This window comes from Bifidobacterium asteroides (genome assembly GCF_009683175.1).
Lineage (GTDB): Bacteria > Actinomycetota > Actinomycetes > Actinomycetales > Bifidobacteriaceae > Bombiscardovia > Bombiscardovia asteroides_H.
Genome location: NZ_WKKW01000004.1, coordinates 56003 through 82016, shown reverse-complemented (window position 1 = coordinate 82016; position 26014 = coordinate 56003). Strand labels below are relative to the sequence as shown.

The window sequence follows — 26014 nt, the reverse complement described above, 5'->3', positions numbered from 1 at the left end:
TGCTTGTTTTGCTGCTACTCGCCTGACTCCTGTTCAATCAGCGAGTATCCGTGGTTGGACACCACCTGGCGCAGCTTGTCCAAGTAGAGTTCGGCAGCGTGGGACAGTTTGGTCCGGCTGTTGACGATCCAACCCACCAGCATGGATTCATCTGATTCCAAGGGGACGCTGACGATCTTCTCGTTGTTCAGATCCTCGTTGTCGATGCCTGTGCAGACCGTGTAGGCGTTCAGCCCCACGATGAAGTTGAGCATGGTGGCCCGGTCGCTCACAGTGATCTGCTTGGGGGAGTAGTCGGGCCAGACCGCCTCCTCGGCAAAGTAGAAGGAGCCTTCTTCGCCCTGCTCATATTGCAGGAAGGGATAGGGTTCCAGGTCTTTCATGGTCACCATGGCCCGATCTGCCAGGGGGTTGGTCCGGGCGATGAAGACATGCAGGTCCGCGCGGAAAAGAGGGTGGAAGTCCAGGTGCTTCTCGCGGAGCATCTTGGAAAGGACCCGTTTGTTGAAGTCGGACTCGTAGATGATGCCAATCTCCGACTGGAGGGTGGCCACCTGGTCGATGATGTCCCTGGTGCGCGTCTCCCGTATGGTGAATTCGTACTCGTCCGAATCGATGGAGTTGATCATCTCCACGAACGCTTCGACTGCGAACATGTAGTGCTGGGTGGAGACCCGGCAGAGCTGCTTGCGGGGCCTGACCTGCCGGTAGCGGGCCTCCAGCAGGTCGGTCTGGTCCAGAATCTGCCGGGCGTAGGTCAGGAATTCCGCCCCGTCCACGGTCAGAGCAATCCCCTGCGAATGGCGGGTGAAGATCTCGATGCCCAGCTCGTTCTCCAGCTCCTTGACCGATGAACTCAGGGCCGGCTGGGAGATGTAGAGCTCATGCGAGGCCTCGTTCATGGAGCCGCATTCGACAATTTTGACGATGTAGCGCAGTTGGAGCAGTGTCATATAAGCCAATCTATACCCAAGGCCCTATCGGCCCAGGGCCACGGTTTCCGCCATGCCCTGGTTTGCGGCCTCCTGATCCAGATAGCGACCCGGTCCCTGGACCTGGGGGTTGCCGTCTCCATCGGTCTCGAAGCTGTAGACCATGGGCACGCCGGTGGGTACATTGATGGATCGGATGTCCTTGTCGTCTACGCCCTCAAGGACCTTGATCAGGCTGCGGACCACGGAACCGTGGGTGACGATGAGCACAGTCCGACCCTGGGCCAGGTTGGGGGCTATCCGGCTGCGCCAGTAGGGATGCAGGCGAATCAGCAGGTCCTTGAGGCACTCGGCACGGATCTCGGCCGGATTCTGGCTGTCCAACTCGTCGCCCATGGCCGGGGCATAGCGCGGATCCCGTCCCTGAAAGTAGGGTGAATCGGTTGCGATGGCAGGCGGCCGAACATCGTAGGAACGCCGGTAGATATTGAATTGCTGCTGGCCGTATCGTTCCAGCATGGCCGGTCGCGTCTGTCCCTGGAAGGCGCCATAGTGGCGTTCGTTCAACCTCCATGTGCGCTCCACCGGAATCCAGGCCCGATCGACAAGGTCCAGGACAGTGTTGGCGGTGATGATGCTCCGCGTCAGCAGGGAGGTGAAGACCAGTTCAGGCAGCAAGCCTGATTTCTTGAGCAGCTGTCCGGCATGGCGGGCCTGTTGCAGTCCGCGTTCCGTCAGGGGTACGTCCACCCAACCGGCGAAACGGTTGACCGACTTCTGAGTCCAGACGCTCTCTCCGTGACGCATGACGATGAGCTGCGCGGTCATCGAATCAACTCCTTTTCCAACCACATGCTTAGAACCAAAGTGAGCTGTTTTCGAAGAATTGAGAGGCATCGTCTCCGTCTTGGATGGATTGGTCGATCTGTTCAGCAGCCCCTTCGGCTCTGGACATGACCAGTCCTATGGCCCTGGGTAGGGCATCGGCCACCTGCCCGGCGCGGATTGGCTGTCCCATGTGCCCAGCAACGACCCCCTGACCCTCTGGCTGGTTGTCCTCGGCAACCAGATCCGCAAAGTCCTGAGGCTTGCGGGGGTCGAAGATCAGCGGTTGCTCCCAGCCGGTCTGCCTGCCGCCGCTGGCCAGAGAACCTGCCAGTCCGTGCAGGAAGGCCGCGGCAGCCGTTAGATCCACCATCAGTGTGGCATCATCCTGGATCGGTCCGGCGTTCTGGGCCAGCATGGCCCCGATGGTTCCGGAGAGCACGTCCCCTGATCCGGCTGTGGACAGCCAGGCTGGGCCGAAACCGGTGGTCATGACTCGAGGGCGGTCGGTGCCGTCCTCGCCGACGACCAGCGTGATGGCCCCCTTGAGCAGAATGGTGGCCCCGGTCAGTTGGCAGGCGCGGACAGCCCAGCGCAAGGGTTCGGCCATGACCTGGTCGCCGTCCACGTTCTCGCCATGCGAGTTGAGCAGGGCGGCCATCTCGCCGGCATGCGGGGTCAGCACGGTACGCGGGCCCAGTCGGTCCGGCAGCAGATCCAGGGCTCCTGCATCGGCCACCACCGGCGGGTCGGCCGCTGCATCGTCCTCGTCCAGGTCCGCGGCCTGACGATTGAGTATGTCGGCAATCAGGTCCCGCTGGCCGTCCTGGCCTTCAGGTCCGGCGGCCTCCTGGGCCTGCCGGGTGGGCACGCCCGAGCCCAGCACCCAGGACTCGACCCGCCCACGGCCCAGGACCGTTTCGGGCAGCTCCTGCAGGATCAGGTTGCCCACCTGTTCGGGGCCACAGTAACGGATCATGCCCACATTGCCGCTGGCCGCAGCCCTGCTGGAGAGCAGCCCGGCTCCATGGTAGAGGGCGGATCCGGTGACCAGGCCGACCACGCCCCGGCTGTACTTGGTGTCATCGACCCGGGGCGCCCGCAGGAGACCGGCGCAGTCCTCGGCGTTCATGCAGGAGACGCTGGGGACCAGGGCCGAGGTATCGAAGCCGAAGTCCACCAGGACGATTCTGCCGCAGACGTAGGCGGACGGGGGCAGCATCAGGCAGGGCTTCATGGCCCCCATGGTCACGGTCACATCAGCCGGGATGTAGGCCCCGGGCAGGGTGCCTTCATCAATGTCCACGCCGGAGGGGGTATCTACAGCCAACACCAGGGGGCCATCCTGTCCGGCGGGGTCGTGCCAGGCTGGTCTGTCGGGCAGACCGCTCTCCATGCCCAGTTCTGCGGCCAGAGCTGCGGGAATGCCGCGCAATGCACCCTTGAGACCGATACCCGTCATGGCGTCGATGATCAAATCCGCCTGTCGGCACAGCTCCAGGGCCTGGTCCAGCTCCTCGGAAGCCTGGTCCGGTCCTACTGGTGCCTCGCAGCCCTGGATGGCTGCCTGGGGATCCAGGGCAGTGACCACTCCGCCGGCGCGCAGGAGGGCATCCAACCCGCCCTGGTGCAGGCTGCGCCCGGTCGCCACCACAGTCACATCGGCTCCATGCCCGGCCAGATCAGCCGAGGCATAGAGCCCATCGCCGCCATTGTTGCCGGCCCCTGCCAGCAGGACGATCCTGGCTCCTGCCGGCTCCAGCCCGGCCTGGGTCAGCATGACGTCGGCCACGGAGGCCAGGGATCCGGCGGCAATGCGCATCAGGGGCACCCCGTCATCCAAAAACGGCTGCTCCAGGGATCGGATCATGTCGGCGGTATAGGCGCTGGTGGCCAGGGTCCGCCGGGCTTCGCGGCGTTCATCTGATGACGGCTTCATGGCATCACACCCCTCATTCAAAAGGTCCACGTGCGGCGGCGGCAGGGCCGGCCACGTGCTGGCTCCACTCTATCCGATGGCCTTGTCCTGCAAGCGTTATAAGGTCTGCCTATTTACGAGGGCAGGAAAGGAAATCATGCAGGGATTCGCGATGCCGAATCAAGGCCAGATTATGGCAGTGGTCCTGACGGTGGTGCTCTGTGGCCTGATCGGCTTCGAGCGCGAGTTCCTCAAACACGACGCTGGCATCCGCACCCACATTCTGGTGGGCCTGGGCAGCTGCCTGTTCACCATGGTCTCCCTCTACGGCATCCAGGCCGCTGTAGGAAACTATTCCTGGGATGCCTCGCGAATCGCGGCCGGGGTGGCCTCGGGCATCGGCTTCATCGGTGCCGGAGTCATCTTCTTCAACCATGATTCGGTCAAGGGTCTGACCACGGCCAGCGCCATCTGGGTGGCCGCCGCCGTGGGCATGGCCTGCGGGGTTCAGCTCTTCGCCATCGCCATCCTGGCCGTCGTCTTCTACTTTCTAGCTGTCCTGGTCATCGCGCCCATCCTCAAGTGGTTCCTGCGCAATCGTCAGAACACGGTCCTGCGCATCGTATATCAGGACGGACACGGCTGTCTGCGCGAATCCCTGCTGCTGGCCACCCGCATGGGCTTCGAATCCCGGGTGCTGACCATCCATGAGCTGCACCGGGATGCCTGGAAGGGCGCCGATGTCACCGTCAACCTGCTGGGCAAGGGGGACGTGACCGAGCTGGTCGAATCCATTGGGCAGACTCCAGGGGTCAAAGGGGTGGAGGTCCTGGGGGAGGACGACTGACCCGCTTTTCGCCATTGTGGCTACCTACTCTTCGGCAACCAGATCCAGGTAGTCGTCGCTCCAGAGGTCCTCATCACCGTCGGGCATGAGCAGCACCCGCTCGGGGTTGAGCGCCTTGACGGCCCCCTCGTCGTGGGTGACCAGCACGATGGCCCCCTCGTACTTGGCGATGGCCTTGAGTATCTCGTCGCGGGAAGCGGGGTCCAGGTTGTTGGTGGGCTCGTCCAGCAGCAGGACGTTGGCCCGGCTGGTCACCAGGGTGGCCAGGGCCAGTCGGGTCTTCTCGCCGCCCGAAAGCACCTTGGTGGGCTTCATGGCGTCGTCCCCCGAGAAGAGGAAGGAGCCCAGGATGGTCCGCGCCTGGGTGTTGTCCAGGTCAGGGGCCACATGCTGCAGGTTCTCCAGAACGGTGACGTCGTTATCCAGTGTGTCATGTTCCTGGGCGAAGTAGCCGATCTTGGCCCCGTGCCCCAGGGTCACCTTGCCCGTGTCGGGCTGCTCGATGCCGGCCAGCAGGCGCAGGGTGGTGGTCTTGCCAGCGCCGTTGTATCCCAGGATGACCACCCGGGAGCCCTTGTCGATGGCCAGATTGATTCCGGCGAAGACGATGTTGGATCCGTAGGCCTTGGAAAGGTCCTCGGCCATGATGGGCGTGCGGCCGCAGGGGGCAGGATCCGGGAAGCGCAGGTCGGCCACCTTTTCGGCCTTTTCCGCCTCCTGGGTGTCGGCCAGCAGGCGCTGGGCGCGGCGCATCATGTTCTGGGCGGCCACGGCCTTGGTGGCCTTGGCGTGCAGTCGGATGCCCTGACGCATCAGACGGTCGGCCTTCTTCTCGGCCACCTCCCGTTCGCGGCGACGGCGCTCCTCGTCCACCACCCTCTGGCGCAGGTAGGCCTTCCATCCCATGGTGTACATGTCGATGCAGGAGCGCTGGGCATCCAGGTGCCAGATGCGATTGACGGTCTCGTCAAGCAGCTCGGTGGAGTGGGAGATGATCAGGAAGCCGCCCTCGAACCGGCGTAGGTAGCCCTTGAGCCACTCGATGGAGTCGGCATCCAAATGGTTGGTGGGCTCGTCCAGAATCAGGGTGTCGGCATCGGAGAAGAGGATTCTGGCCAGCTCGACCCGTCGGCGCTGACCGCCGGAGAGGGTGCCCAGTGCCTGCTGCAGGGTCTCCTGGCTCAGCCCCAGGCTCTCGCCCATGACGATGGCCTGTGATTGTGCCGCATAGCCCCCGGCGTTCTCGAAGTCCTGCTGGGCCTTGTCGTAGCGCTTCATGGCCTTTTCCATGACCTTGGGATCAGGACTGGTCATCTCGGTCTCGGCCTTGCGCATCCGCTGGATGATGGAAGCGATGTCCCTGGCGCTCATGACCCGGTCCAGGGCGCTCTGCTCGGAGTTGCCCGCATGGGTGGACTGGGGTAGGTATCCCAGCTGTCCGGTCACACGCACCTTGCCGGCCGAGGGGAGCATATCGCCGGTGATGACCCGGGTCAGTGTGGTCTTGCCTGCGCCGTTGCGGCCCACCAGGCCGATCCGGTCGCCCTTGGTCACGTGGAAGTCGGTGGCTTGCAGCAGTAGCCGGGCACCTATTCGGATCTCAAGTCCCTGCGCCTCAATAGCCATGCCGCCTCCGACCCCGCTTTCCTTATGGATTCAAAACTTGCAAGGAATCATGGTAGCAAGAAGCAAGCCCCGCCAGTGCGTCTCGGCTGACGGGGCAATGGATCAGTCATGGATGGGTCAGCGACGGACCACCCTGAACTTGCTCCAGGGGAAGTAGACCAGGAAGGCACCCACTGCGGTCAAAGCAATGACGAGCACACCCATGACTGCCGCGAAGGAGAAGATCCTGATGCCGATGCCCAGGCAGGCCCAGATGACCACCAGGCCGAAGACCCAGTCCTTGCCATGCCTGTTCATCAGATAAGCGACGGCCAGTAGGGCGCCGACCACGATGATGGTGGCGAATCCCTGTACTGCATTGCCGACCTTGTGCCCGGCCACCACCATGTATCCGGCGTTGACCAGGGTGGCCACACTCAGCCAGCTGGCGTAGATGGACAGGGGGATCCAATCCAGGGCCTTGGCTGCGGTGGGGGTTCCGGCCTTGGTGGCATCCCTGCGCACCAGGGCGTAGAGCATCCAGGCCAGCACGGTCAGAATGAGGATGATGACCAGGGCCCAGAAGTTTCGCTCCATATGCCACAGTGCCAGCCAGGCGATGTTCAGGCAGCAGGTGGCCACGAAGAGCAGCCCGCTCAGCGTGAAGGGCAGGAAGCCAAGACGTTTGCGGCTGGGGCCGGCCAGGCAGAAGCGGAAGAGCCAGATGGCCAGGGCGATGTAGATGACCCCCCAGATGGCGAAGACGTAGCCGGCGGGCATGATCCACAGGTCGACCTTGCGTGCCAGGCCGCCCACGGTCGTGCCATTGAAGTGGTAGACCTCCGCATAGCCGTTGAAGCCCACCATGGCCACCCAGGCAACCCAGAGCAGGATGTCCTCGAAGATCTTCCAGCCACGTCCCTTGGAGGATTCCTGTTCTTTGTCAGGCTCACCCTGCTTTGCTTGATTTGATTCCTGCGCTGCCTCATTGCTGCTGTTTCCAGAGCGAGCGCCGCCTCCATTGGTGGTCTGATCGACATCGGTTTTTCCGGTCGATGCCTTCTTCGACGAATCATCAGACCTTTTGGCCGGTGCACCCAAAGGCGATGAACCTGAGCTAGACGAACTTGAAGTAGACGACTTTGGAGTCGATGAATTTGAAGCCGATGCACCCGAAGATGCCGAACTTCCATTTCTCGATTCCTGGGTCGCCGATGACGAGTGTGAATTTGATTGGCTGCCCTGCATGGCAGGGGAGGTGCGCTTGGCCCTCTCGACCGGGTCCTCATCGTCGGTCCAGAGTCTGCGCGGATTGTCCTTGTCAGTCATGGCACATGCTTCCTCTCCTTGCCGGCCGCAACCGTACTGCCGCCTTTGGGATTGCCCCGGGCATGGGCCGACCGGCCTCTGCTCCAACTCTAAATCAGCCCGCCTGGCTCAGTGGTATTGACCACCCGTTCCGGGCGGCCGCCGGTGCTAGCCTGAAGCCGAACACAGGAGAGGGGAGTGCAGCATGGCCGAACCTTCACATCGATGTGATTGGGCCCGGGTGGACGACCCACTCATGCGCAGCTACCACGACCGTGAGTGGGGTCGCCCCCTTCACGGCTCCCAGAGGCTCTTCGCCATGCTCTCCCTGGAGATATTCCAGTGTGGGCTCAGCTGGAAGCTGGTCCTGCACCGCCGCCAGGCCCTCTTCAGGGATTTCGACAACTTCGATATTCAGGCCGTCGCAGCATTCGACGCGGACCGAATCGACTCTCTCATGGCCGACCCAGCCATCATCCGCAATCGTCGCAAGATCGAAGCCACGGTGGCCAACGCGGCCCTGATCGCCCGACAATTTCCCGGGGAGGCATTCGACCGCTACTGCTGGTCCTTCACCGGTGGCCAAACCATCAACCACGACTACCCGGACGACCCCTCCATACCGCGCTACGACCACCTGTCAGCCATCGTCTGCAAGGACATGCGCGACCTGGGCCTGCGCTTCCTGGGGCCGGTGACGGTCCACTCTTTCCTCCAGGCAGCCGGTATGATCAACGACCACCAGCACGACTGCTTCCTCAACGGCTGCGGCAGTCCGCCCCTGGATTCGCCCGCCCCGTCCATCTAAGCCGTCGTCGAACACCTGTTCGAATTATTCGGCCCCGGCGATATTATGGTCAGGCTTTGGCCTCAGCCTTGGCCATGGGTCTTCAGGGAAGCGGATGGGAAGCACGTGAAGCAGCAGAACAAGCCTAAGTCGACAGTGGACGCGGCCATCGAGAACCCGCGCATGATCGAATCCAAGGGGTCCCTGGTGGCGGACCTGTCCATGGTGCCCAACGACCGCAAGATCGTCATCCAGGGCGCACGGGCCCACAACCTCAAGAACGTCAACCTGTCCATACCCCGCAACCGGATGGTGGTCTTCACCGGCCTGTCGGGCTCCGGCAAGTCCTCCCTGGCCTTCGACACCCTCTTCGCCGAGGGGCAGCGCCGCTATGTGGAGTCCCTTTCCGCCTATGCCCGCCAGTTCCTGGGGCAGATGGACAAGCCCGATGTGGACTTCATTGAGGGTCTGAGCCCGGCCGTCTCCATCGACCAGAAGACCACCAACCGCAACCCCCGGTCCACGGTGGGCACCATCACCGAGGTCTACGACTATCTGCGCCTGCTCTTCGCCAGGACCGGCATTCCCCACTGCCCGGTCTGCGGGGCCGAGGTACGCGCCCAGACACCACAGCAGATCGTCGACACCCTCATGTCCAGGCCGGAGGGGACCCGCTTCCAGCTGCTGGCCCCCATCGTCAAGGGCCGCAAGGGCGAGTTCGTGGAGACCCTTGAGCTCCTGCGCTCCGACGGCTACTCCCGGGCCATCATCGACGGGGACATGCACCAGCTGTCCGACTCCATCAAGCTGACCAAGCAGAAGAAGCACACCATCGAGGTGGTGGTGGACCGGCTGGTCATCCGCGAGGGCATGCGCCAGCGGCTGACCGACTCCGTGGAGACCGCCCTACGCCTGGCCAAGGGCACGGTGGTGGCCGACTTCGTGGATCTGGATGCCAAGGACCCCGAGCGCCGCCAGCCCTTCTCCGAAAAGCGTTCCTGCCCCAACGGCCACGAGCTGGAGCTGGACGAGATCGAGCCCCGGACCTTCTCCTTCAACGCCCCCTATGGAGCCTGCCCGGCCTGCACCGGCCTGGGATTCAACCTGGAGATCGACCCCGAGCTGGTGGTGCCCGACCCGGAGAAGAGCCTCAAGGACGGGGCTGTGGAGCCCTGGAGCGGCACCAAGAGCCAGCAGCGCTTCTACGGCCATCTGCTGGACGGCCTGGCCAAGGAGATGGGCTTCTCCACCTCGACCCCCTGGAAGGACCTGCCCGAGGAGGTCCGTCATGCCGTCATGTACGGGCACGACTTCAAGGTGGACGTCTCCTACCGGAACCGCTGGGGCCGCCTGCGCGAGTACACCACCGGGTTCGAGGGCGTGGTCCGCACCCTGATGCGCCGCCACGACGAGACCGACTCGCAGCCCATGAAGCAGTATTACGAGTCCTATATGCGCGAGGTGCCCTGCCAGGTCTGCCAGGGCAAGCGTCTGAAGCCCGAGGTCCTGGCCGTGACCGTGGACGGCCTGTCCATCGCCCAGGTCTGCGACATGGCCGTGTCCGCCAGCCTGAAGTGGGTGGAGGGCCTGCACATGGAGGGCGCCCTGGCCAAGATCGCCGGCGAGGTCCTCAAGGAGATCCGCGCCCGCTTGCGCTTCCTCAACGACGTGGGTCTGAACTATCTGACCCTGTCCCGGGCGGCGGCCACCCTCTCCGGCGGCGAGGCGCAGCGCATCCGCCTGGCCACCCAGATCGGCTCGGGCCTGGTGGGCGTCATGTACGTGCTGGACGAGCCCTCCATCGGCCTGCACCAGCGGGACAACGACCGGCTGATCAAGACCCTGCAGCGGCTGCGCGACCTGGGCAACACCCTGATTGTGGTCGAGCACGACGAGGACACCATCCGCCAGGCCGACTGGCTGGTCGACATCGGCCCGGGGGCCGGCGAGCATGGCGGGGAGGTCATCTTCTCCGGGCGCTCGCAGGACCTGGTCAAGGCCTCCCGCTCAATCACCGCCGACTACATCGCCGGTCGCCGTTCCATCGAGGTGCCCAAGCGCCGCCGAAAGACCAGCAAGACCCGTCAGCTGACCGTGGTGGGGGCTCGCGAGAACAACCTGAAGAATCTCAAGGTCTCCTTCCCGCTGGGGGTCATGACCCTGGTCACCGGCGTCTCCGGCTCCGGCAAGTCCACCCTGGTCAACTCCATCCTCTATCCGGTCCTGGCCGACCAGCTCAACAACGCCCGCATCGTGCCCGGCAAGCACACCCGGGTGGAGGGCGTGGACCAGGTGCGCAAGGTCATCCATGTGGACCAGAACCCCATCGGCCGCACCCCGCGCTCCAACCCGGCCACCTACACCGGCGTCTGGGACAAGATCCGCCAGCTCTTCGCCAAGACCCCCGAGGCCCAGGTGCGCGGCTATGGTCCGGGCCGCTTCTCCTTCAACGTCAAGGGCGGCCGCTGCGAGACCTGCCACGGTGACGGAACCATCAAGATCGAGATGAACTTCCTGCCCGACGTCTACGTGCAGTGCGAGACCTGCCACGGCAAGCGCTACAACAGGGAGACCCTGGAAGTCACCTACAACGGCAAGACCGTCTCGGACGTGCTGGATATGCCCATCGAGGAGGCCGCCCACTTCTTCAAGGCCTATCCCTCCATCGCCCGCTATCTGGACACCCTGGTGGACGTGGGCCTGGGCTACATCCGTCTGGGCCAGCCGGCACCCACCCTGTCCGGAGGCGAGTCACAGCGGGTCAAGCTGGCCACCGAACTACAGCGGCGCTCCGACGGCAAGACCGTCTACATCCTGGACGAGCCCACCACGGGCCTGCACTTCGAAGATGTCCGCAAGCTGCTCAAGGTCCTGCACGGCCTGGTCGACAAGGGCAACACGGTCATCGTCATCGAGCACAACCTGGATGTGATCAAGACCGCCGACTGGATCATCGACCTGGGACCGGAGGGCGGCGACGGCGGCGGCACCGTGGTGGCCCAGGGCACTCCCGAGCAGGTGGCCGCCAATCCGGACAGCTGGACCGGCAAGTACCTCAAGCCCATGCTTGATCCCGCCAAGGTCGCCAAGGCTGCACAATCATGACCCGCAGCTGCTTCGAGCGGCACACGCCGCAGGTATGGCGACGCACCGCCCAAGCCCTGGAGGAGGAGTCCGCCACCGGCACCACGACCGGCGTCAACAAGAACGGCGCGCCCCTGCTGGGGGACAGCCGGGACCTCTTCCGCCCCAAGACCTCCGACATCCCCACCCAGCCGGGCGTCTACAAGTGGCGGGACGGCGACGGCCGGGTCATCTACGTGGGCAAGGCCAAGAACCTGCGCAACCGTCTGACCAACTACTTCCAGCCCTTGGAAAACCTGCACCCGCGCACCCAGACCATGGTGCTGACGGCCCGGAGCCTGGAGTGGACCGTGGTGGGCACCGACCTGGAGTCCCTGACCCTTGAATACACCTGGATCAAGGAGTTCGATCCACACTTCAACGTCAAGCTGCGCGACGACAAGACCTACCCCTACCTGGCCGTCTCCGTGGGCGAGGAGTTCCCCCGGGTGTGGATGACCCGCGTGCGCAAGCGGCACGACACCCGCTACTTCGGCCCCTACGCCAAGGTCTGGGACATGAAGCACACTCTGGATGCCCTGCTCAAGACCTATCCGGTGCGCACCTGCACCCCCGGTGTCTTCCGCAAGGCCAAGCTCAGCGGCCGCCCCTGCCTGCTGGCCTCCATCGGCAAATGCTCGGCACCCTGTGTGGGCCGGATTAGCGCCAGCGACCACCGGCGTCTGTGCACGGAGCTGACCGGGGTCATCACCGGAAGGCTGGGCAAGAGCTACCGGGCCGGGCTGACCAGAAGCATGCAGAAGGCCAGCAAGGAGCTGGACTTCGAGAAGGCCGCCCGTCTGCGCGACCAGATCGCCATGCTGGACACGGTCATCGAACAGAATGCCGTCGCCTTCGCCTCCAACGTGGATGTGGACGTCTTCGGCGTGGCCTCTGACGAACTGGAGGCCTCGGTCCACGCCTTCTTCGTGCGCTCGGGAGCCATCCGGGGCGAACGCAACTGGAGCGTGGAGCGGGTGGAGGACGTCTCCGACAGCGAGCTGATCAGCGACCTGTTGGTGCAGGTCTACTCGGACCTGATGAATGAGAACGACAGCGAGTTGCACAAGCTGCCCGGAGATTCCGATACCCAGGTCTCCATCAGCCAGGACAGGGATGCCATGGGCTCCACCCAGAAGGTCACGGCCCTGGACGCCGAAGCCCGGGCCAAGGCCACCAGGAGCCGACACCAGCATCAGGATCAGACCGGACGCGCCGACCTGTTGGCCCCCATCTCGCCGGTGCCTCCCGAGGTCATCGTCCCCATCCAGCCGGATCGGACCGGCGACCTGCAGGAGTGGCTGCGTGAGCTGCGCGGTTCCGCAGTGACCATCCGGGTGGCCAGCCGGGGTGAGAAGAAGTCCCTGATGGACCGGGCCAATGCCAACGCCCGCCAGGCCCTGCAGCGCAGCAAGCTCAGCCGCATGAGCGACATGGGCACCCGCACCCAGGCCATGAACGACGTGGCCAAGGCCCTTGGACTGGACCGCGCCCCGCTGCGCATCGAGTGCTATGACATCTCCAACACGGTGGGCGGCCAGTTCCAGGTGGCCTCCATGGTGGTCTTCGAGGACGCTGTCCCCAAGAAGTCCGAATACCGTCGATTCGCCATCCGCGGCGAGGACGGCAAGGGCGCTGTGGACGACATGAGCGCCATCTACGAGACCCTGACCCGACGCTTCCGCCACGGCAACATCGCGGGCGACAGCGGTGACAGCATGGAGGCTGAGCGAAAGGCCAGTGACAAGGCACCCGAGTTGGTGGAGCAGGAGGAGGGCGCCATCGTCCAGCAGAACACCACCGCCCGTCACTTCGCCTACAAGCCCAACCTGGTCGTGGTCGACGGCGGCAAGCCCCAGGTGACCGCCGCCGCCCGGGCCCTGCACGACTGCGGGGTGGACGATGTGGCCCTGTGCGGCCTGGCCAAGCGCCTGGAGGAGGTCTGGGTGCCTGACGACGACTATCCCATCATCCTCAAGCGCCAGTCCGAGGGCATGTACCTGCTGCAACGGGTGCGCGACGAATCCCACCGGTTCGCCATCACCTATCACCGGCAGACCCGGCGCAAGGGTGCCCTCCGGTCGGCCCTGGATGAGATTCCGGGCATTGGTCCCGCCTATCAGAAGAAGCTGCTCAATCACTTCGGTTCGGTCAAGCGCATGCGTCAGGCCTCCCAGGAGGAGCTTGAGGCCGTCAAGGGCATCGGCTCCGCCAAGGCCGAGGCCATCTACCGGGCCCTGCACAGCGACCAGGACCAGGCCGGGGACAGCCAGCGATAAAATGGCCCAGAAGGCTGGCAGAAGGCCATGCCCTGATCTTGATTGGTGCGTGATTGCAGACATGAATGGACCTGATTGTCGTTGTGCCGTTCTGGGCGACCCCATCAGCCATTCCCTTTCGCCCCTCCTGCATCGCTCGGCCTACGCCGCACTGGGCCTGGACGGTTGGCGCTACGACCGTGTGCGCATGGACGCTGACGGCCTGGCGGACTTTATCCACGGGCTTGACCCGACCTGGGCCGGTCTCAGCCTGACCATGCCCCTGAAGAGTGCCGTTGGCCCCATGGGCGATTTTCGTGACTGCTGGTCCAGCACCCTGGGCGTGGCCAACACAGCAGTCTTTGCACAGGGCGGCCCAGCCAGGGGCCTGTCCCTGTACAACACCGACGTGGAGGGGATTGTGGCCGCCCTGCTGGAGGCTGCCGACCGCTGCCGGGCCGACGACGACCCTGACGATCTGGCCGCCCTGCTTAAGGCAGCCGGTCAGGGTCGGCAGGACCGGCTTCCTGACCAACCGTATGGGGGAGCGCAGGCCCTGGTCATCGGCAACGGGAACACCGCCGAGTCCGCCTTCTGTGCCTTGAAGGTGCTGGGGGTCGAGCGTGTGGACCTGCTGGCCCGCAACCCGGAGCACTGTGACCACATGTTGGACCTTGCCTCCCGATTGGGTCTGCCTGAGCCAACCGTCACCGCCATGGACCAGGCTGAGGCAGCCGAAAGGGCCCTGACCAAGGGCGATATCGTCGTCTCCACCCTGCCTTCGGGTGCAGCCGATCCCCTGGCCGATTTGTTCAATACGGCTGATGGCGGCAGCCGCATGGGCCCGGTCCTTCTGGATGTGGTCTATGACCCACGGCCCACCCCGCTCATGAGAGCCTTCTGCCGTCGGCCGGGCGCCCGGGCCATCAGCGGTGAACGCATGCTGCTCTATCAAGCCGTGCGTCAGGTGGCGCTGATGACCGAGCGACCCCTGGCCGCTGTACCGGTGGCCGCCATGGACCAAGCCTTGAGGGAGGCATGACGATGACGACGGAAAAACCGCCCTTCGCAGGCTTCGAGGTACTGCTGATCACGGGCATGTCCGGCGCAGGCCGCTCCCGCGCCGCCGACTCCATGGAGGACATGGGCTGGTATGTGGTCGACAACATGCCACCGCGCCTGCTGGTGCCCCTGGTCGACATGATGACCTCGGCCGGAAGCTCCCTGCACCGCCTGGCCGCCGTCATCGACGTCCGGTCCCGCTCCTACTTCGACGACCTGTCGGCCGTGCTCAGCCACCTGGACGACCTGGGCGTGCGCTGCCGCATCCTCTTTCTGGATGCCTCCGACCAGGTGCTGGTCAAACGCTATGAATCCGTCCGCCGACCCCACCCCCTGCAGGGCTCGGGCCGCCTGATCGACGGCATCCGCGAGGAGCGCCGCCTGCTGGGCGGGCTCAAGGAGCGTGCCGATATGGTCATCGACACCTCCAACCTGAGCATCCATCAGCTCTCCACCCGCCTGTACGAAATGGTCCTGGGCTCCGGCCCGACCACCGTGGGCGTGCACATCATGAGCTTCGGGTTCAAGTACGGGCTGCCCATCGATGCCGACTTCGTCGCCGACGTCCGCTTCCTGCCCAACCCCTACTGGGTCCCCGAGCTGCGGGACCTGAACGGCCATGACGGCCCGGTCCGCGACTATGTGATGGCCAGCAAGGGCGCCAAGGAGTTTTTGGATGCCTACACCACCGCCATTCTGACCGCGCTCAGCGGCTATGCACGCGAGGACAAACACTATGTGACCATCGCCTTTGGCTGCACTGGCGGACAGCACCGCTCAGTGGCCATGGCCGACGCTCTGGCCGCCCGCCTGCGGTCCCGGGGAATGGAGGTGACGGTCTCGGCCCGCGAGCTGCCGCACCGTTCCCGCGGATAGCCAAAGGCACAATTTGTCCAAGATATTCGGTATCACAGTAATCCGGTGGTTTGCACGGCAGGTGTGTCGCGCGGCCAGGAAGTATTCATTTTTCAGTATTTTTTCGTAGGAGGACGGCTCTTGGCCCTACTTGATGATGTCAAAAGCGAGCTGGCCGCGATTGACAACGAACCCCCCTCTGCCAAGAAAGCGCAATCGGCGGCAATGATCCGCTTCGGCGGCGGTCTGCACATCATTCAGCGTCACATTGTGGTGGAAGCGCAATTCGATTCCCTGCCGGCAGCGCAGTGGTTGCAGAACACCATCAGGGACGTCTACGGCCATGATTCCGATCTGATCCAGGTCAAGCGTCAGGCCCCCACCGGCAACCTGACCCGCTACTCGGTCCGAGTGCTGCGGGCTGGCGGCGCCCTGGCCCTGCAGACCGGTCTGCTGGACCGCCGCAAGCACCCGGTTCGCGGTCTTCCCGCCGACATAGTCTCCGGCAACATCGCCCAGGTCAAGGCCGCCTGGCGAGGGGCCTTCCTGGCCCATGGCGAGCTGTCCGACCCGGGCAAGGCCTCCTACCTGGAGATCGTCTGCCCCGGATCCGAGGCCGCCCTGGCCCTGGTGGGCGCAGCCCGCCGTCTGGGCATCAACGCCAAGGCCCGCCAGGTGCGCAGCTCCGAGCGCGTCACCCTGCGCGATCCGGACGTCATCGAACGCATGCTCAACCTCATGGGCGCCCCCAAGTCCTCCAGGGAGTGGACCGGCAAGCGCAGCGACGGTGAGTCCCGTGGTAAGGCCAACCGCCTGGCCAACTTCGACGATGCCAACATGCGCCGGTCGGCCAAGGCAGCCGTCGAGGCCAGCGCCAAGGTCACCAAGGCCTTTGAAATTCTGGGCGACGACATCCCCGAGAACCTGCGTGCGGCCGGCCAGCTCCGTCTGGACCACCGCGAGGCCTCCCTTGAAGAGCTGGGCCGCCTGGCCGATCCACCGGTCACCAAGGACGCCATCGCCGGACGCATCCGCCGCCTGCTGCAGCTGGCCACCAAGGTCGAAAAGAAGAGGGCCGAGGAACAGGCCAAACAAGAGTGAGATAGCTCACACAGGTCGGTCTGCCTGAGTACCATGGCAGGGGAGCGGGCGCATGGACCCGCAGTCAGAAAGGATACGCATGAAAACACTGAAGAGCCTCGGTGATCTCAAGGGCAAGCGCGTGCTCGTCCGCGCGGACTTCAATGTGCCGCTGGACGGCACCACCATTACGGACGACGGTCGCATCCGCGCCGCCTTGCCAACCATCGAGCAGCTTCGTGGCCAGGGCGCCAAGGTCATCCTCATGGCCCACCTGGGTCGCCCCAAGGGCAAGGTCGTCCCCGAGCTGAGCCTGGCCCCCGTGGCCGCCCGCCTGGGCGAGCTGCTGGGCGTGCAGGTTCCTCTGGCCGAGGACACCTACGGTCCCGATGCCCATGCCAAGGTGGCCGCCATGAACGACGGCGACGTGGTCCTGCTGCAGAACGTGCGCTACAACCCCGAGGAGACCAGCAAGGACGAGGCCGAGCGCGATGCCTACGCCCGCAAGATCGCCGACCTGGGTGATGTCTTCGTCTCCGACGGCTTCGGTGTGGTCCACCGTGCCCAGGGCTCCAACTACTCCGTGGCCAAGTTCCTGCCCTCTGCGGCAGGCCTGCTGGTCGAGAAGGAGGTCAAGGCCCTGTCCAAGGCGACCGAGAACCCCGAGCGGCCCTTCACTGTGGTCCTGGGCGGCTCCAAGGTCTCCGACAAGCTGGGCGTCATCGAGAACCTGCTCAGCAAGGCCGACCGTCTGGTCATCGGCGGCGGCATGGTCTTCACCTTCCTCAAGGCCGAGGGCCATGAGGTCGGTTCCTCCCTGCTGGAGGAGGATCAGGTCGATACCGTCAAGGGCTACATGGCCACCGCCCGCGAGAAGGGCGTGGAGCTGGTCCTGCCCACCGACATCGTGGTGGCTGACGAGTTCAAGGCGGATTCGCCCCACCAGGTGGTTCCTGCCGACGGCATCCCCGCGGACAAGATGGGTCTGGACATCGGCCCCGACTCCCAGAAGCTCTTCCACGACAAGATCGTGGACTCCAAGACCGTGGTCTGGAACGGCCCCATGGGCGTCTTCGAGTTCCCGGCATTCGCCGATGGCACCCGGGCTGTGGCCCAGGGTCTGGTCGATGCGACCAAGGCCGGAGCCTTCACCATCGTCGGCGGCGGCGACTCCGCTTCTGCCGTGCGCAACCTGGGCTTCCCCGAGGATGGCTTCTCGCACATCTCCACCGGCGGCGGCGCCTCCCTGGAGTTCCTTGAGGGCAAGGAGCTTCCGGGTCTGAAGGTGCTGGAGTAGAATCGGCAGACAGACGGGCAATGCCGGGTCACCGGGTTTCGCATCCGGCGGCCCGGCATTGCTGTTGTTGCGCGGATGGAAAGGTCTGGTATGGCACGCATTCCCCTGGTGGCCGGCAATTGGAAGATGAACTTCGACCACCTGGAAGCCACCTATTTCGTGCAGAAGCTGGCCTGGCTCCTGCGCGATGCCCATTTCGACCGCAGGCGCTGCCAGGTGGCTCTCATGCCCGCCTTCACCGCCCTGCGTTCCGTCCAGGTGCTGGTGGAGGCCGACAACCTGCCCATCGAATACGGGGCGCAGGCCGTCTCCGTCACCGCACAGGGGGCCTTTACCGGGGATGTGTCCGCCGACATGCTGGCCCAACTGGGCTGCAGTTACGTCATAGTGGGCCATTCCGAGCGGCGCAAGTACCATCCCGAGGACGATGCCAACATCGTCGACCAGGTCCGGGCCGTCCTGGCTGCGGACATGAAGCCCATCCTCTGCGTGGGGGAGAGCTACGAGGAGCGTCGCCAGGGCATCCAGCTTGACTTCGCCGTTGGTCAGGTCAACGACGTCACCCGAGACCTGGCCAAGGAGGACATGGACAACCTGATCGTGGCCTACGAGCCGGTCTGGGCCATCGGCACCGGTATGGTGGCCACCCCGGACACCGCCCAGCAGGCCGCCAGGGCCATCCGCGATCACATTTCAGGCAAGTTCGGAGATTCTGCCGGCCAGGCCGTACGCATCCTTTACGGCGGCTCGGTCACCTCCAAGAACGCCTCCCAGATGATCACCCAGCCGGACGTGGACGGCTTTCTGGTGGGCGGCGCCTCCCTGGATGTGGAGGAGTTCGCGCGGATTGTGCGACTGGCCGCCAAGGGCTGATGCGTTTTTCGACGGGTGTATGTATACTTGTTTCCAGTTCCTTACGTGGAGGTATGTGCCGTGGCCATTGTCAAGATTGTGCTTCAAATCGTCGTCATCCTCGCCAGCATATTGCTGACCATGCTGATTCTGTTGCACAAGGGCAAGGGCGGCGGCCTGTCCGATATGTTCGGCGGTGGAATCGGCTCCAACGCCGGCACCTCGGGCGCAGCCGAGAAGAACCTGAATCGTCTGACCATTATCGTGGCCCTGATCTGGGTGGCCATCATCATCGCCTTGGATCTCATTTCCAAGTACAAGCTGGCCTGATTCCGACAGACAATACCTGAAATACCCGACCCCGGCATCGACCGGGGTTTTTCCATATCCGGACGACTTTGGTTCAAGGCCCTTAGTCCTTGACTATTACCACAATATGTCATTCACTATGCACCGATAATCCAACGATTCAGTCGCTCAACGGATAAGGTGGAAACGGTGTGCCGGATGAGCGGCGCATCACACAATGCCGTGCAAGCTAAGCAAGCGAAAGGAAGTGCTCATGGCTGAGCAAGCTGCACCGAGTCTGGAGGGCTGGTTTTGCCTTCACCTCTTCTGGAAAATCGATTGGGCCAAGTGGCGCCGAGTGCCCCAGGACGAACGCCGGGAATGCCTGGATGAGTTCAAGGCCCTGGCCGCACAGCTGGACGAGGTCCAGTCCCAGGGCAAGGGAAGCCATTACTGGTGCCAGGTCAACGGGCAGAAGGCCGACCTGGGCCTGATGGTCCTCAGGGAAACCCTGGATCAGCTGCAGGAGGTCGAAACCTCCCTGGAGAAGCTGCGCCTGTCCGATTACCTGGAGCCTACCATTTCCTACGTGTCGGTCACCGAGGTGGGCCTCTACTCGGGCAAGCCGACCACGGACCGCGGCTGGTCCTACGTCAATGCCAGCCTGCATCCCAAGACGCCCGACAAGCCCTACATCTGCTTCTACCCCATGTCGAAGACCCGCGTGCCCGGAGCCAACTGGTACACGCTGCCCTACGACCAGCGCAAGGCCTACATGCACGACCATGGCAAGATCGGCCGTTCCTACGCCGGCAAGGTCTCCATCATCCTGACGGGTTCCATCGGCCTGGACGATTACGAGTGGGGCGTCACGCTCTTCGCCGACGACCCTGTCCAATTCAAGAAGATCGTCACCGAGATGCGCTACATCGAAGCCAGTTCCATCTACGGCGAATTCCCCTACTTCCTGGTAGGCACCCATACCGATCCCGAGCGCATCGACAGGCTGCTCGCGGACCAGATGGGACAGTAACACCATGTCGACAAGAGAGAGAAGATCGATCCTTTCCACGCCCATATGGTTCTTCATGGTCATCGTCTTCATCACCCAGCTGGATGGGGGAGCGGTGCCGACCATGCTGCCGTCCATCACACGGACCTTCGGCCTGACCACCATGGGCTCCTCCTGGGTGGTCGGACTCTACACGCTGGGCCTGGTGGTGGGCACCCCCATCACCTCCAACCTCTCCGACGCCCACGGGACCAGGAAGGTCTTCCTCTGGGAGCTGGCCTTCTGGTTCCTTGGATGTCTGATGACGGCGGTCTCGCCCAACTATGCGGTCATGCTGCTGGGCCGGTTCATCCAGTCCCTGGGAGACAGCGGCATCATGGTCCTGTCCATGAACGTCCTGCTGCAGCGCGCCCGCAGGAACAACCAGGGCAGGAAGGTCTCCACGGTGGGCATCATCGCCGGCCTTTCCGCCATGGTCAGCCCGGTACTTTCGGGCATGCTCCTGGGCATCACCCACGGATGGCGGGCCTACTACTTCATGATGCTGCCCTTCCTGGCCATCCTGTTTATTCTGGCCTGGTTCATGATGGGCGACTCCCAGACCGACCGCGCCTGGAAGACCGACTACCTGGGCCTGGGCTCCTTCAGCATCGCCCTGGCACTGCTGATGGTGGCGATCACCTTCCTCCAGTACGGAACCGCCTATCTGGCCCTGATCATCGGGTGCCTCCTGGTCACAGTGGTGGCCGGCGCGGTCTTCCTGGTGCATGAGCGCAATCTGGGCGGTTCAAAGGAAACCATGCCCTTCCTACCCATCCGCCTGCTGAAGCTGCCCTCCTACGGGCTCACCCTGCTGCTGGGAACGCTGGGAGGCATGTTCTTCTCCCTCTTCGTCTACATTCCGACCTATGTCCACTCCGTCTTCGGGCTCCCGGTCCGCTCGGCCGGCATGGTCATGGTCGGCGTCGGGCTCGGCTCCGTGGTCGGGTCCTGGCTGGGCGGTCTCCTGGTCGACAAGTTCGGCTACCGGACCACGCTGGTCTTTTCGTCGTCGCTGATAGGCCTGATGGCTCTGGTGATCACCCTGACCCTGCACAACCTGCAGCTCTTCATGGTCCTGTCCTTCCTGATGGGGGTCGGCATGGGCTCCATGATGTCCTCGCCGCTCCAGGTCATTGCCGGAAGGCTGGCCGGGCCCGAGAACCGGATGCAGGCCATCGGCGGGCTGTCGGCCTGCAAGAAGATCGGCACCACCATCGCCCCCCTGCTCTTCGCCTCGGCCATTGAGCTGGGCAAGGCGGGCGGACAGGCCGGTCTGGCCTCCTACAGGAACATGTTCCTGGTGGTCATCGTCATAGCCCTGGTCAATATCGGCCTGACATACTGCATTCCATTTTCACAGAAAGAAGTTGCTGATGACTGAACCTACAGCAGTCCTCCTCATGGCTTACGGCACCCCCTACCAGGAGTCCGACATCAGGGGGTACTACACCAACATCCGCCATGGGCAGGAGCCCCCCAAGCCGCTCATGGACCAGCTGGTCGGCCGCTACAAGGCCATCGGTCTGCCCTCGCCCCTGGCCAGGATCACCACGGCCCAGCGCGACGGCCTCCAGGCTGCGCTGGACAAGGCCCATCCCGGCGCCTACAAGGTCTACGAGGGGCTGAAGTACATCACCCCCTTCATCAAGGATGCGGTCGACCAGATCGCCGCCGATGGCATCACCAGGGTGATCGGCCTGCCGCTGGCCCCGCAGTACTCCTCCTATTCGAGCGAGGACTACCACAACCGCGCCCGCAAGGCCATCGAGGCCCATCCGGGCATGGAATACCTGCCGGTGCGGTCCTGGTGGAACCACCAGGAGCTGATCCACTTCTGGAGCGACCAGCTGGTGGCCAAGAAGGATCTGACCCACCGGCCGGACACCAAGGTGATCTTCAGCGCCCACTCCCTGCCCCTGCGCATCATCCAGGGAGGGGACCCCTACAAGGATGAGGTCATCGGTCTGTCCAATGCCGTGGCCCGGGCAGCCGGTCTCAATGAGGACCAGTACGTACTGGCCTGGCAGTCGGCAGGCCGCACCCAGGAGCCCTGGATCGGGCCTGATTTCGTCACCGTGGCCAAGGATCTGATCACCGAGAGCGGCATGAAGACCATTGTCTCCGCCTCCATCGGATTCATCGCCGACAACCTGGAGATCTGCTACGACGTGGACATGGAGCTGGCCAAGGCCATCGAGTCCGCCGGCGGCACCCTGACCAGGCTGAACATGCCCAACGACAGCCCGGCCCTGATCGCCACCCTGCAGCAGGTGGTCGAGGAGGCCAAGGCCGAGTAACTGATACGAATTGTGCCCCCGTCCGGTTTGAGCCGGACGGGGGCACAATCTTTATTGGCAGCGACTGTCAGTCAGGCGCTCAGCCGTTGACGCGGTCGATGCCCTTCTGCACGTCGGAGAGGACCGAATCCCAGGAGTCGATGAAGGCGGCGACGCCATCGGCCTCCAGCTTGTCGGTCACATCCTTGATGTTGATGCCCAGGTCTGCCAGCTTCTGCATCACCTGGTGGCTCTCCTCGTAGGTGCCCTTGACAGAGGGAGCGCCGTTGCCGTGATCGGCCAGAGCGTTCAAGGTCTTCTCAGGCATGGTGTTGACCACGTCGGGGGCCACCAGCTCGTCCACGTACTTGCAGTCGGAGTAGGCGGCGTTCTTGGTGCCGGTGGAGGCCCAGAGCGGACGCTGACGCTTGGCGCCCTTGGCTTCCAGGTCGGCCCAGCGAGGATCGCTGTCGAAGGCCTTCTCGAAGAGCTCGTAGGCCAGGCGGGCGTTGGCAACAGCGGCCTTGCCCTCCAGGGACTTGGCCTCGTCAGAGCCGTTGGCCTCCAGCAGCTTGTCGACCGCAGTGTCCACGCGGGAGACGAAGAAGGAGGCGACCGAGCCCATGTGCTTCAGGTCATGGCCGTTCTTGTCGGCCTGGACCATGCCCTCGATGAAGGCGTCGATGACCTGCTTGTAGCGCTCCAGGGAGAAGATCAGGGTCACGTTGACCGAGATGCCCTTGGCCAGGGTGGCGGTGATGGCAGGCAGGCCCTCCAGGGTGGCGGGGATCTTGATCATGGCGTTGGGACGATCGACCTTGTTCCAAAGCTCTTCGGCCTGCTTCTCGGTCTCTTCGGTGTTGTGGGCCAGACGAGGATCGACCTCGATGGAGACGCGTCCATCCACGTAGTCGGTCTTTTCGGCAACCTCGCGGAAGATGTCGGTGGCGTTGCGCACGTCGGTGGTGGTCAGCTCGCGGACGGCCTCCTCGACGGGGATGCGGCCCAGCTGCTTGAGCTGTTCGTCATAGGGACCCACCTGGCTCAGGGCCTTTTGGAAAATCGAGGGGTTGGTGGTCACGCCCACCACATTGCGCTCGGCGATCAGCTGCTGCAGATTGCCCGACTCGATGCGGGTGCGGCTCAGATCGTCCAACCAGATCGAGACACCTGAATCGCTGGTGCGCTGGGTGTTTGCATTTTCTGCCATCTTGTCACTCCTTATTTGGGTTCCCGATGGAATCACATTCACTATGCACTACCGGGAAGTCTGTTGCTGTATTCCCGCAGGCCCGCGTTTCGGGCGTGCCCGTAGGGGAGGGGGCCGGCGTCGCGGACGGCCCCCCGATTGATCACGATGCCGGGTTCAGCGGGCCCGACGGACTTCCTCCAGGGAGGCCTGTGCTGCTTCGACCACATGATCGGCGGTGATGCCCAGGTCGCGCATGTTCTCGTCGCCGCTGCCCTGCAGGCCGAACTGCTCGATGGAGACAGGCTTGCCATAGCTGCCTAGGTACTTGTACCAGGGTGTGGCCAGTCCGGCCTCAACGGAGACGCGGGCCTTCACGGAGGCGGGCAGAACGGCTTCCTTGTACTCGTCGTCCTGCTCCTCGAACCACTCCAGCGAGGGCACGGAGATGACGCGGGCCTTGACGCCCTGCTCGGCCAGGGTCTTGGAGGCGGCCACAGCGTGCTGCACCTCGGAGCCGGAGGCCATGATCAGCACGTCGGGCTGGCCCTCGGTGTCGACCAGCACGTAGGCGCCCTTGCGCACGCCTTCGCGGGCCTTGGCCTTGGTCTCCTCCAGGGTGGGCACGCCCTGCCTGGTCAGGATCATGGCCGTGGGGTGGGTGTTGTCCTTCTCGAAGAAGGCGCGGTAGGCCTCAGCGGTCTCGTACTGATCGGCCGGGCGCACAACCTCCATCTGGGGGATGGCGCGCACGGCGGTCAGGTGCTCGATGGGCTGGTGGGTGGGGCCATCCTCGCCCAGGGCCACGGAGTCGTGGGTCCACACATACAGGTTGGGGATGTCCATCAGGGCGGCCAGGCGCACCGAGGGGCGCTCATAGTCGCTGAACTGGAAGAAGGTCCCGTTGTAGGGCCTGGTGTCCGAACCCAGCAGGATGCCGTTGGTGATGGCGCCCATGCCGAACTCGCGTACGCCGAAGTGCAGCTGGCGGCCGTACTTGCTGGCCTTGGGCCACTGGACGGTCTTGTCGGCCTCGGGAGCGAAGGAGACGGCACCGTTGATGTTGGTGTTGTTGGAGCCGCCCAGATCGGCGGATCCTCCCCAGAGCTCGGGCATGATGGGGGCCAGGGCGTTGATGACTGCGCCGGAGGCCTTGCGGGTGGCCACCTTGGAGCCGGGCTCGAAGCCAGCCTCCAGGTCGTCCAGGGCCTTGTCGAAGCCCTCGGGCAGCTTGCCGGCATGGATGCGGTCGTAGAGGGCAGCCTTGTCGGGGTTGGCCTTGCGCCAGGCCTGGTACTTCTCGTCCCAGTCCTTGTGGGCGGCCAGACCGCGCTGGGCGACCTCGCGGGCGTGGGCCAGGGCCTCCTCGTCAATCTGGAAGCTCTGCTCAGGGTCGTAGCCCAGGGTCTTCTTCAGGCCGGCGACGGCCTCGGCGCCCAGGGCTGAGCCGTGGGCTGAAGGATCGTTGGTTTTGCCGGGGGTTGGCCAGGCCATCAGGGTGTCCACCTTGATGAACTTGGGGCGGTCGGTGACCTGCTCGGCCTTCTCCAGGACGGCAGCCAGGCCCTCGACGTCCTCCTTGTAGGAGCCGTCGGGCTGGATGAAGCTGAACTCGTCGGTGTACCAGCCGTAGGCCTGGTAGCGCTTGAGGATGTCCTCGCCCAGGGCGATGCGGGTGTCGCCCTCGATCTGGATGTGGTTGGCATCGAAGATGACGGTCAGGTTGCCCAGGCGCTGGTCGCCGGCCAGGGAGCTGGCCTCGGAGGAGACGCCCTCCTCGACGTCGCCCTCGCCGCAGATGACCCAGACCTTATGGTCGAAGGGGGACTGCCCCTCGGGTGCGTCCGGATCCAGCAGACCGCGCTCGTAGCGCTGACCATAGGCGAAGCCCACGGCCGAGGCCAGACCCTGGCCCAGCGGGCCGGTGGTCATCTCGATGCCGGGGGTCAGGCCGTACTCGGGGTGGCCGGGGGTCCTGGTGCCGGCGGTGCGGAAGCGCTTCAGATCGTCCAGGGTCAGTCCGTACCCGGAGAAGTAGAGCTGCACGTACTGGGTCAGCGAGGCGTGGCCGCCGGAAAGAATGAACCGATCACGCCCAACCCAGTCGGGGTCGTTGGGGTCATGACGGATGAAGTGCTGGTAGAGCGCGTAAGCGATGGGCGCCAGCGAAATAGGGGAGCCGGGATGGCCGCTTCCGGCCTTCTCGACCGCGTCGGCCGAGAGGACCTTGGCCATTTTGACAGCCCGCTCATCGAGTTCGGACCATGTGAAATCTGCCATATGGTGCTGCTTTCCTTCCAATGTAGAGGTCTCCATGTTCGACTTGTGTCGAAAATGTTCGATTACCTTCACTATGCGTTTCCATCGTATCGGTTTGAGACGACACAATTCGGCTCTTCGCACGACGTTTTGGCACTCTCATGGCCCGAGTGCTAATAATGAAACCATGACGGAAGGA

General features: G+C 64.2%; 20 protein-coding genes. 13 read left to right on the top strand and 7 right to left on the bottom strand.

Annotated elements, in window-relative coordinates; all coding sequences use genetic code 11:
• Positions 1–14: 14 nt before the first annotated feature.
• From GKC41_RS06585 to GKC41_RS06575, 3 genes are read right to left on the bottom strand one after another with little or no spacing between them, the layout of a single operon-like run.
• The gene (locus tag GKC41_RS06585) at positions 15–953 is read right to left on the bottom strand and encodes a LysR family transcriptional regulator (RefSeq protein WP_154313506.1); all 939 of its coding nucleotides are present in this window, start codon (positions 951–953) and stop codon (positions 15–17) included.
• Positions 954–977: 24 nt separating this feature from the next.
• Positions 978–1760, bottom strand: a complete 783-nt coding sequence (locus GKC41_RS06580; RefSeq protein WP_154313505.1) for a 2,3-bisphosphoglycerate-dependent phosphoglycerate mutase — start codon at positions 1758–1760, stop codon at positions 978–980.
• A 28-nt stretch (positions 1761–1788) separates the two neighbouring features.
• A complete protein-coding gene (locus tag GKC41_RS06575; RefSeq protein WP_154313504.1) occupies positions 1789–3696 on the bottom strand; it encodes a bifunctional ADP-dependent NAD(P)H-hydrate dehydratase/NAD(P)H-hydrate epimerase in 1908 nt (635 codons plus the stop codon).
• Positions 3697–3832: 136 nt separating this feature from the next.
• Between GKC41_RS06575 and GKC41_RS06570 the strand changes: the two genes are divergently transcribed.
• A complete protein-coding gene (locus GKC41_RS06570; protein ID WP_015021846.1) occupies positions 3833–4522 on the top strand; it encodes an MgtC/SapB family protein in 690 nt (229 codons plus the stop codon).
• Positions 4523–4546: 24 nt separating this feature from the next.
• Here the strand turns inward: GKC41_RS06570 and GKC41_RS06565 are convergent, their stop codons facing one another.
• Both GKC41_RS06565 and GKC41_RS06560 read right to left on the bottom strand, forming a co-directional pair.
• The gene (locus GKC41_RS06565; protein WP_029678807.1) at positions 4547–6148 is read right to left on the bottom strand and encodes an ABC-F family ATP-binding cassette domain-containing protein; all 1602 of its coding nucleotides are present in this window, start codon (positions 6146–6148) and stop codon (positions 4547–4549) included.
• Positions 6149–6265: 117 nt separating this feature from the next.
• Entirely contained in the window at positions 6266–7228 is a 963-nt protein-coding gene (locus tag GKC41_RS06560; RefSeq protein WP_154313503.1) for a TspO/MBR family protein, read from the bottom strand.
• A 412-nt stretch (positions 7229–7640) separates the two neighbouring features.
• Between GKC41_RS06560 and GKC41_RS06555 the strand changes: the two genes are divergently transcribed.
• The 12 genes from GKC41_RS06555 to hemH all read left to right on the top strand — a co-directional run bounded on the left by GKC41_RS06555 (position 7641) and on the right by hemH (position 22388).
• Positions 7641–8243, top strand: a complete 603-nt coding sequence (locus GKC41_RS06555; protein WP_154313502.1) for a DNA-3-methyladenine glycosylase I — start codon at positions 7641–7643, stop codon at positions 8241–8243.
• A gap of 162 nt (positions 8244–8405) precedes the next feature.
• On the top strand, positions 8406–11327 hold the full coding sequence (uvrA, locus tag GKC41_RS06550; RefSeq protein WP_154313573.1) for an excinuclease ABC subunit UvrA: 2922 nt from the start codon (positions 8406–8408) through the stop codon (positions 11325–11327).
• Complete coding sequence (gene uvrC / locus GKC41_RS06545) at positions 11324–13624, top strand: excinuclease ABC subunit UvrC (RefSeq protein ID WP_154313501.1); 2301 nt, start codon at positions 11324–11326, stop codon at positions 13622–13624. Before uvrA ends, uvrC begins: the two co-directional genes overlap by 4 nt.
• 61 nt (positions 13625–13685) lie before the next feature.
• Positions 13686–14645: a shikimate dehydrogenase family protein gene (locus GKC41_RS06540; protein WP_154313500.1), complete on the top strand. Its 960-nt coding sequence runs from the start codon at positions 13686–13688 to the stop codon at positions 14643–14645.
• A 2-nt stretch (positions 14646–14647) separates the two neighbouring features.
• On the top strand, positions 14648–15541 hold the full coding sequence (rapZ, locus tag GKC41_RS06535; RefSeq protein ID WP_154313572.1) for an RNase adapter RapZ: 894 nt from the start codon (positions 14648–14650) through the stop codon (positions 15539–15541).
• A 120-nt stretch (positions 15542–15661) separates the two neighbouring features.
• The gene (gene whiA, locus GKC41_RS06530; RefSeq protein ID WP_045935384.1) at positions 15662–16621 is read left to right on the top strand and encodes a DNA-binding protein WhiA; all 960 of its coding nucleotides are present in this window, start codon (positions 15662–15664) and stop codon (positions 16619–16621) included.
• Positions 16622–16700: 79 nt separating this feature from the next.
• The gene (locus GKC41_RS06525) at positions 16701–17897 is read left to right on the top strand and encodes a phosphoglycerate kinase (protein ID WP_154313499.1); all 1197 of its coding nucleotides are present in this window, start codon (positions 16701–16703) and stop codon (positions 17895–17897) included.
• Positions 17898–17987: 90 nt separating this feature from the next.
• A complete protein-coding gene (gene tpiA / locus GKC41_RS06520; RefSeq protein ID WP_154313498.1) occupies positions 17988–18770 on the top strand; it encodes a triose-phosphate isomerase in 783 nt (260 codons plus the stop codon).
• A gap of 60 nt (positions 18771–18830) precedes the next feature.
• On the top strand, positions 18831–19079 hold the full coding sequence (secG, locus tag GKC41_RS06515; RefSeq protein WP_045935382.1) for a preprotein translocase subunit SecG: 249 nt from the start codon (positions 18831–18833) through the stop codon (positions 19077–19079).
• A 232-nt stretch (positions 19080–19311) separates the two neighbouring features.
• Positions 19312–20070, top strand: a complete 759-nt coding sequence (gene hemQ, locus GKC41_RS06510) for a hydrogen peroxide-dependent heme synthase (RefSeq protein ID WP_154313496.1) — start codon at positions 19312–19314, stop codon at positions 20068–20070.
• 4 nt (positions 20071–20074) lie between these two features.
• Positions 20075–21472, top strand: coding sequence for an MFS transporter (locus GKC41_RS06505; protein WP_154313495.1), 1398 nt, complete (start codon positions 20075–20077; stop codon positions 21470–21472).
• On the top strand, positions 21465–22388 hold the full coding sequence (hemH, locus tag GKC41_RS06500) for a ferrochelatase (protein ID WP_154313494.1): 924 nt from the start codon (positions 21465–21467) through the stop codon (positions 22386–22388). Before GKC41_RS06505 ends, hemH begins: the two co-directional genes overlap by 8 nt.
• Before the next feature lie 79 nt (positions 22389–22467).
• On the opposite strand, the gene tal is transcribed toward hemH, so the two are convergent.
• Together tal and tkt are read right to left on the bottom strand one after the other, a co-directional pair.
• Positions 22468–23577, bottom strand: coding sequence for a transaldolase (tal, locus tag GKC41_RS06495; protein ID WP_154313493.1), 1110 nt, complete (start codon positions 23575–23577; stop codon positions 22468–22470).
• A gap of 156 nt (positions 23578–23733) precedes the next feature.
• A complete protein-coding gene (gene tkt / locus GKC41_RS06490; protein WP_154313492.1) occupies positions 23734–25836 on the bottom strand; it encodes a transketolase in 2103 nt (700 codons plus the stop codon).
• Positions 25837–26014: the final 178 nt, after the last annotated feature.

Coding starts and splice junctions, on each gene's coding strand:
- GKC41_RS06585 (WP_154313506.1), bottom strand. CDS start 953: ATGACACTGCTCCAACTGCGCTACATCGTCAAAATTGTCGAATGCGGC.
- GKC41_RS06580 (WP_154313505.1), bottom strand. CDS start 1,760: ATGACCGCGCAGCTCATCGTCATGCGTCACGGAGAGAGCGTCTGGACT.
- GKC41_RS06575 (WP_154313504.1), bottom strand. CDS start 3,696: ATGAAGCCGTCATCAGATGAACGCCGCGAAGCCCGGCGGACCCTGGCC.
- GKC41_RS06570 (WP_015021846.1), top strand. CDS start 3,833: ATGCAGGGATTCGCGATGCCGAATCAAGGCCAGATTATGGCAGTGGTC.
- GKC41_RS06565 (WP_029678807.1), bottom strand. CDS start 6,148: ATGGCTATTGAGGCGCAGGGACTTGAGATCCGAATAGGTGCCCGGCTA.
- GKC41_RS06555 (WP_154313502.1), top strand. CDS start 7,641: ATGGCCGAACCTTCACATCGATGTGATTGGGCCCGGGTGGACGACCCA.
- uvrA (WP_154313573.1), top strand. CDS start 8,406: ATGATCGAATCCAAGGGGTCCCTGGTGGCGGACCTGTCCATGGTGCCC.
- uvrC (WP_154313501.1), top strand. CDS start 11,324: ATGACCCGCAGCTGCTTCGAGCGGCACACGCCGCAGGTATGGCGACGC.
- GKC41_RS06540 (WP_154313500.1), top strand. CDS start 13,686: ATGAATGGACCTGATTGTCGTTGTGCCGTTCTGGGCGACCCCATCAGC.
- rapZ (WP_154313572.1), top strand. CDS start 14,648: ATGACGACGGAAAAACCGCCCTTCGCAGGCTTCGAGGTACTGCTGATC.
- GKC41_RS06525 (WP_154313499.1), top strand. CDS start 16,701: ATGAAAACACTGAAGAGCCTCGGTGATCTCAAGGGCAAGCGCGTGCTC.
- tpiA (WP_154313498.1), top strand. CDS start 17,988: ATGGCACGCATTCCCCTGGTGGCCGGCAATTGGAAGATGAACTTCGAC.
- hemQ (WP_154313496.1), top strand. CDS start 19,312: ATGGCTGAGCAAGCTGCACCGAGTCTGGAGGGCTGGTTTTGCCTTCAC.
- GKC41_RS06505 (WP_154313495.1), top strand. CDS start 20,075: ATGTCGACAAGAGAGAGAAGATCGATCCTTTCCACGCCCATATGGTTC.
- hemH (WP_154313494.1), top strand. CDS start 21,465: ATGACTGAACCTACAGCAGTCCTCCTCATGGCTTACGGCACCCCCTAC.
- tal (WP_154313493.1), bottom strand. CDS start 23,577: ATGGCAGAAAATGCAAACACCCAGCGCACCAGCGATTCAGGTGTCTCG.
- tkt (WP_154313492.1), bottom strand. CDS start 25,836: ATGGCAGATTTCACATGGTCCGAACTCGATGAGCGGGCTGTCAAAATG.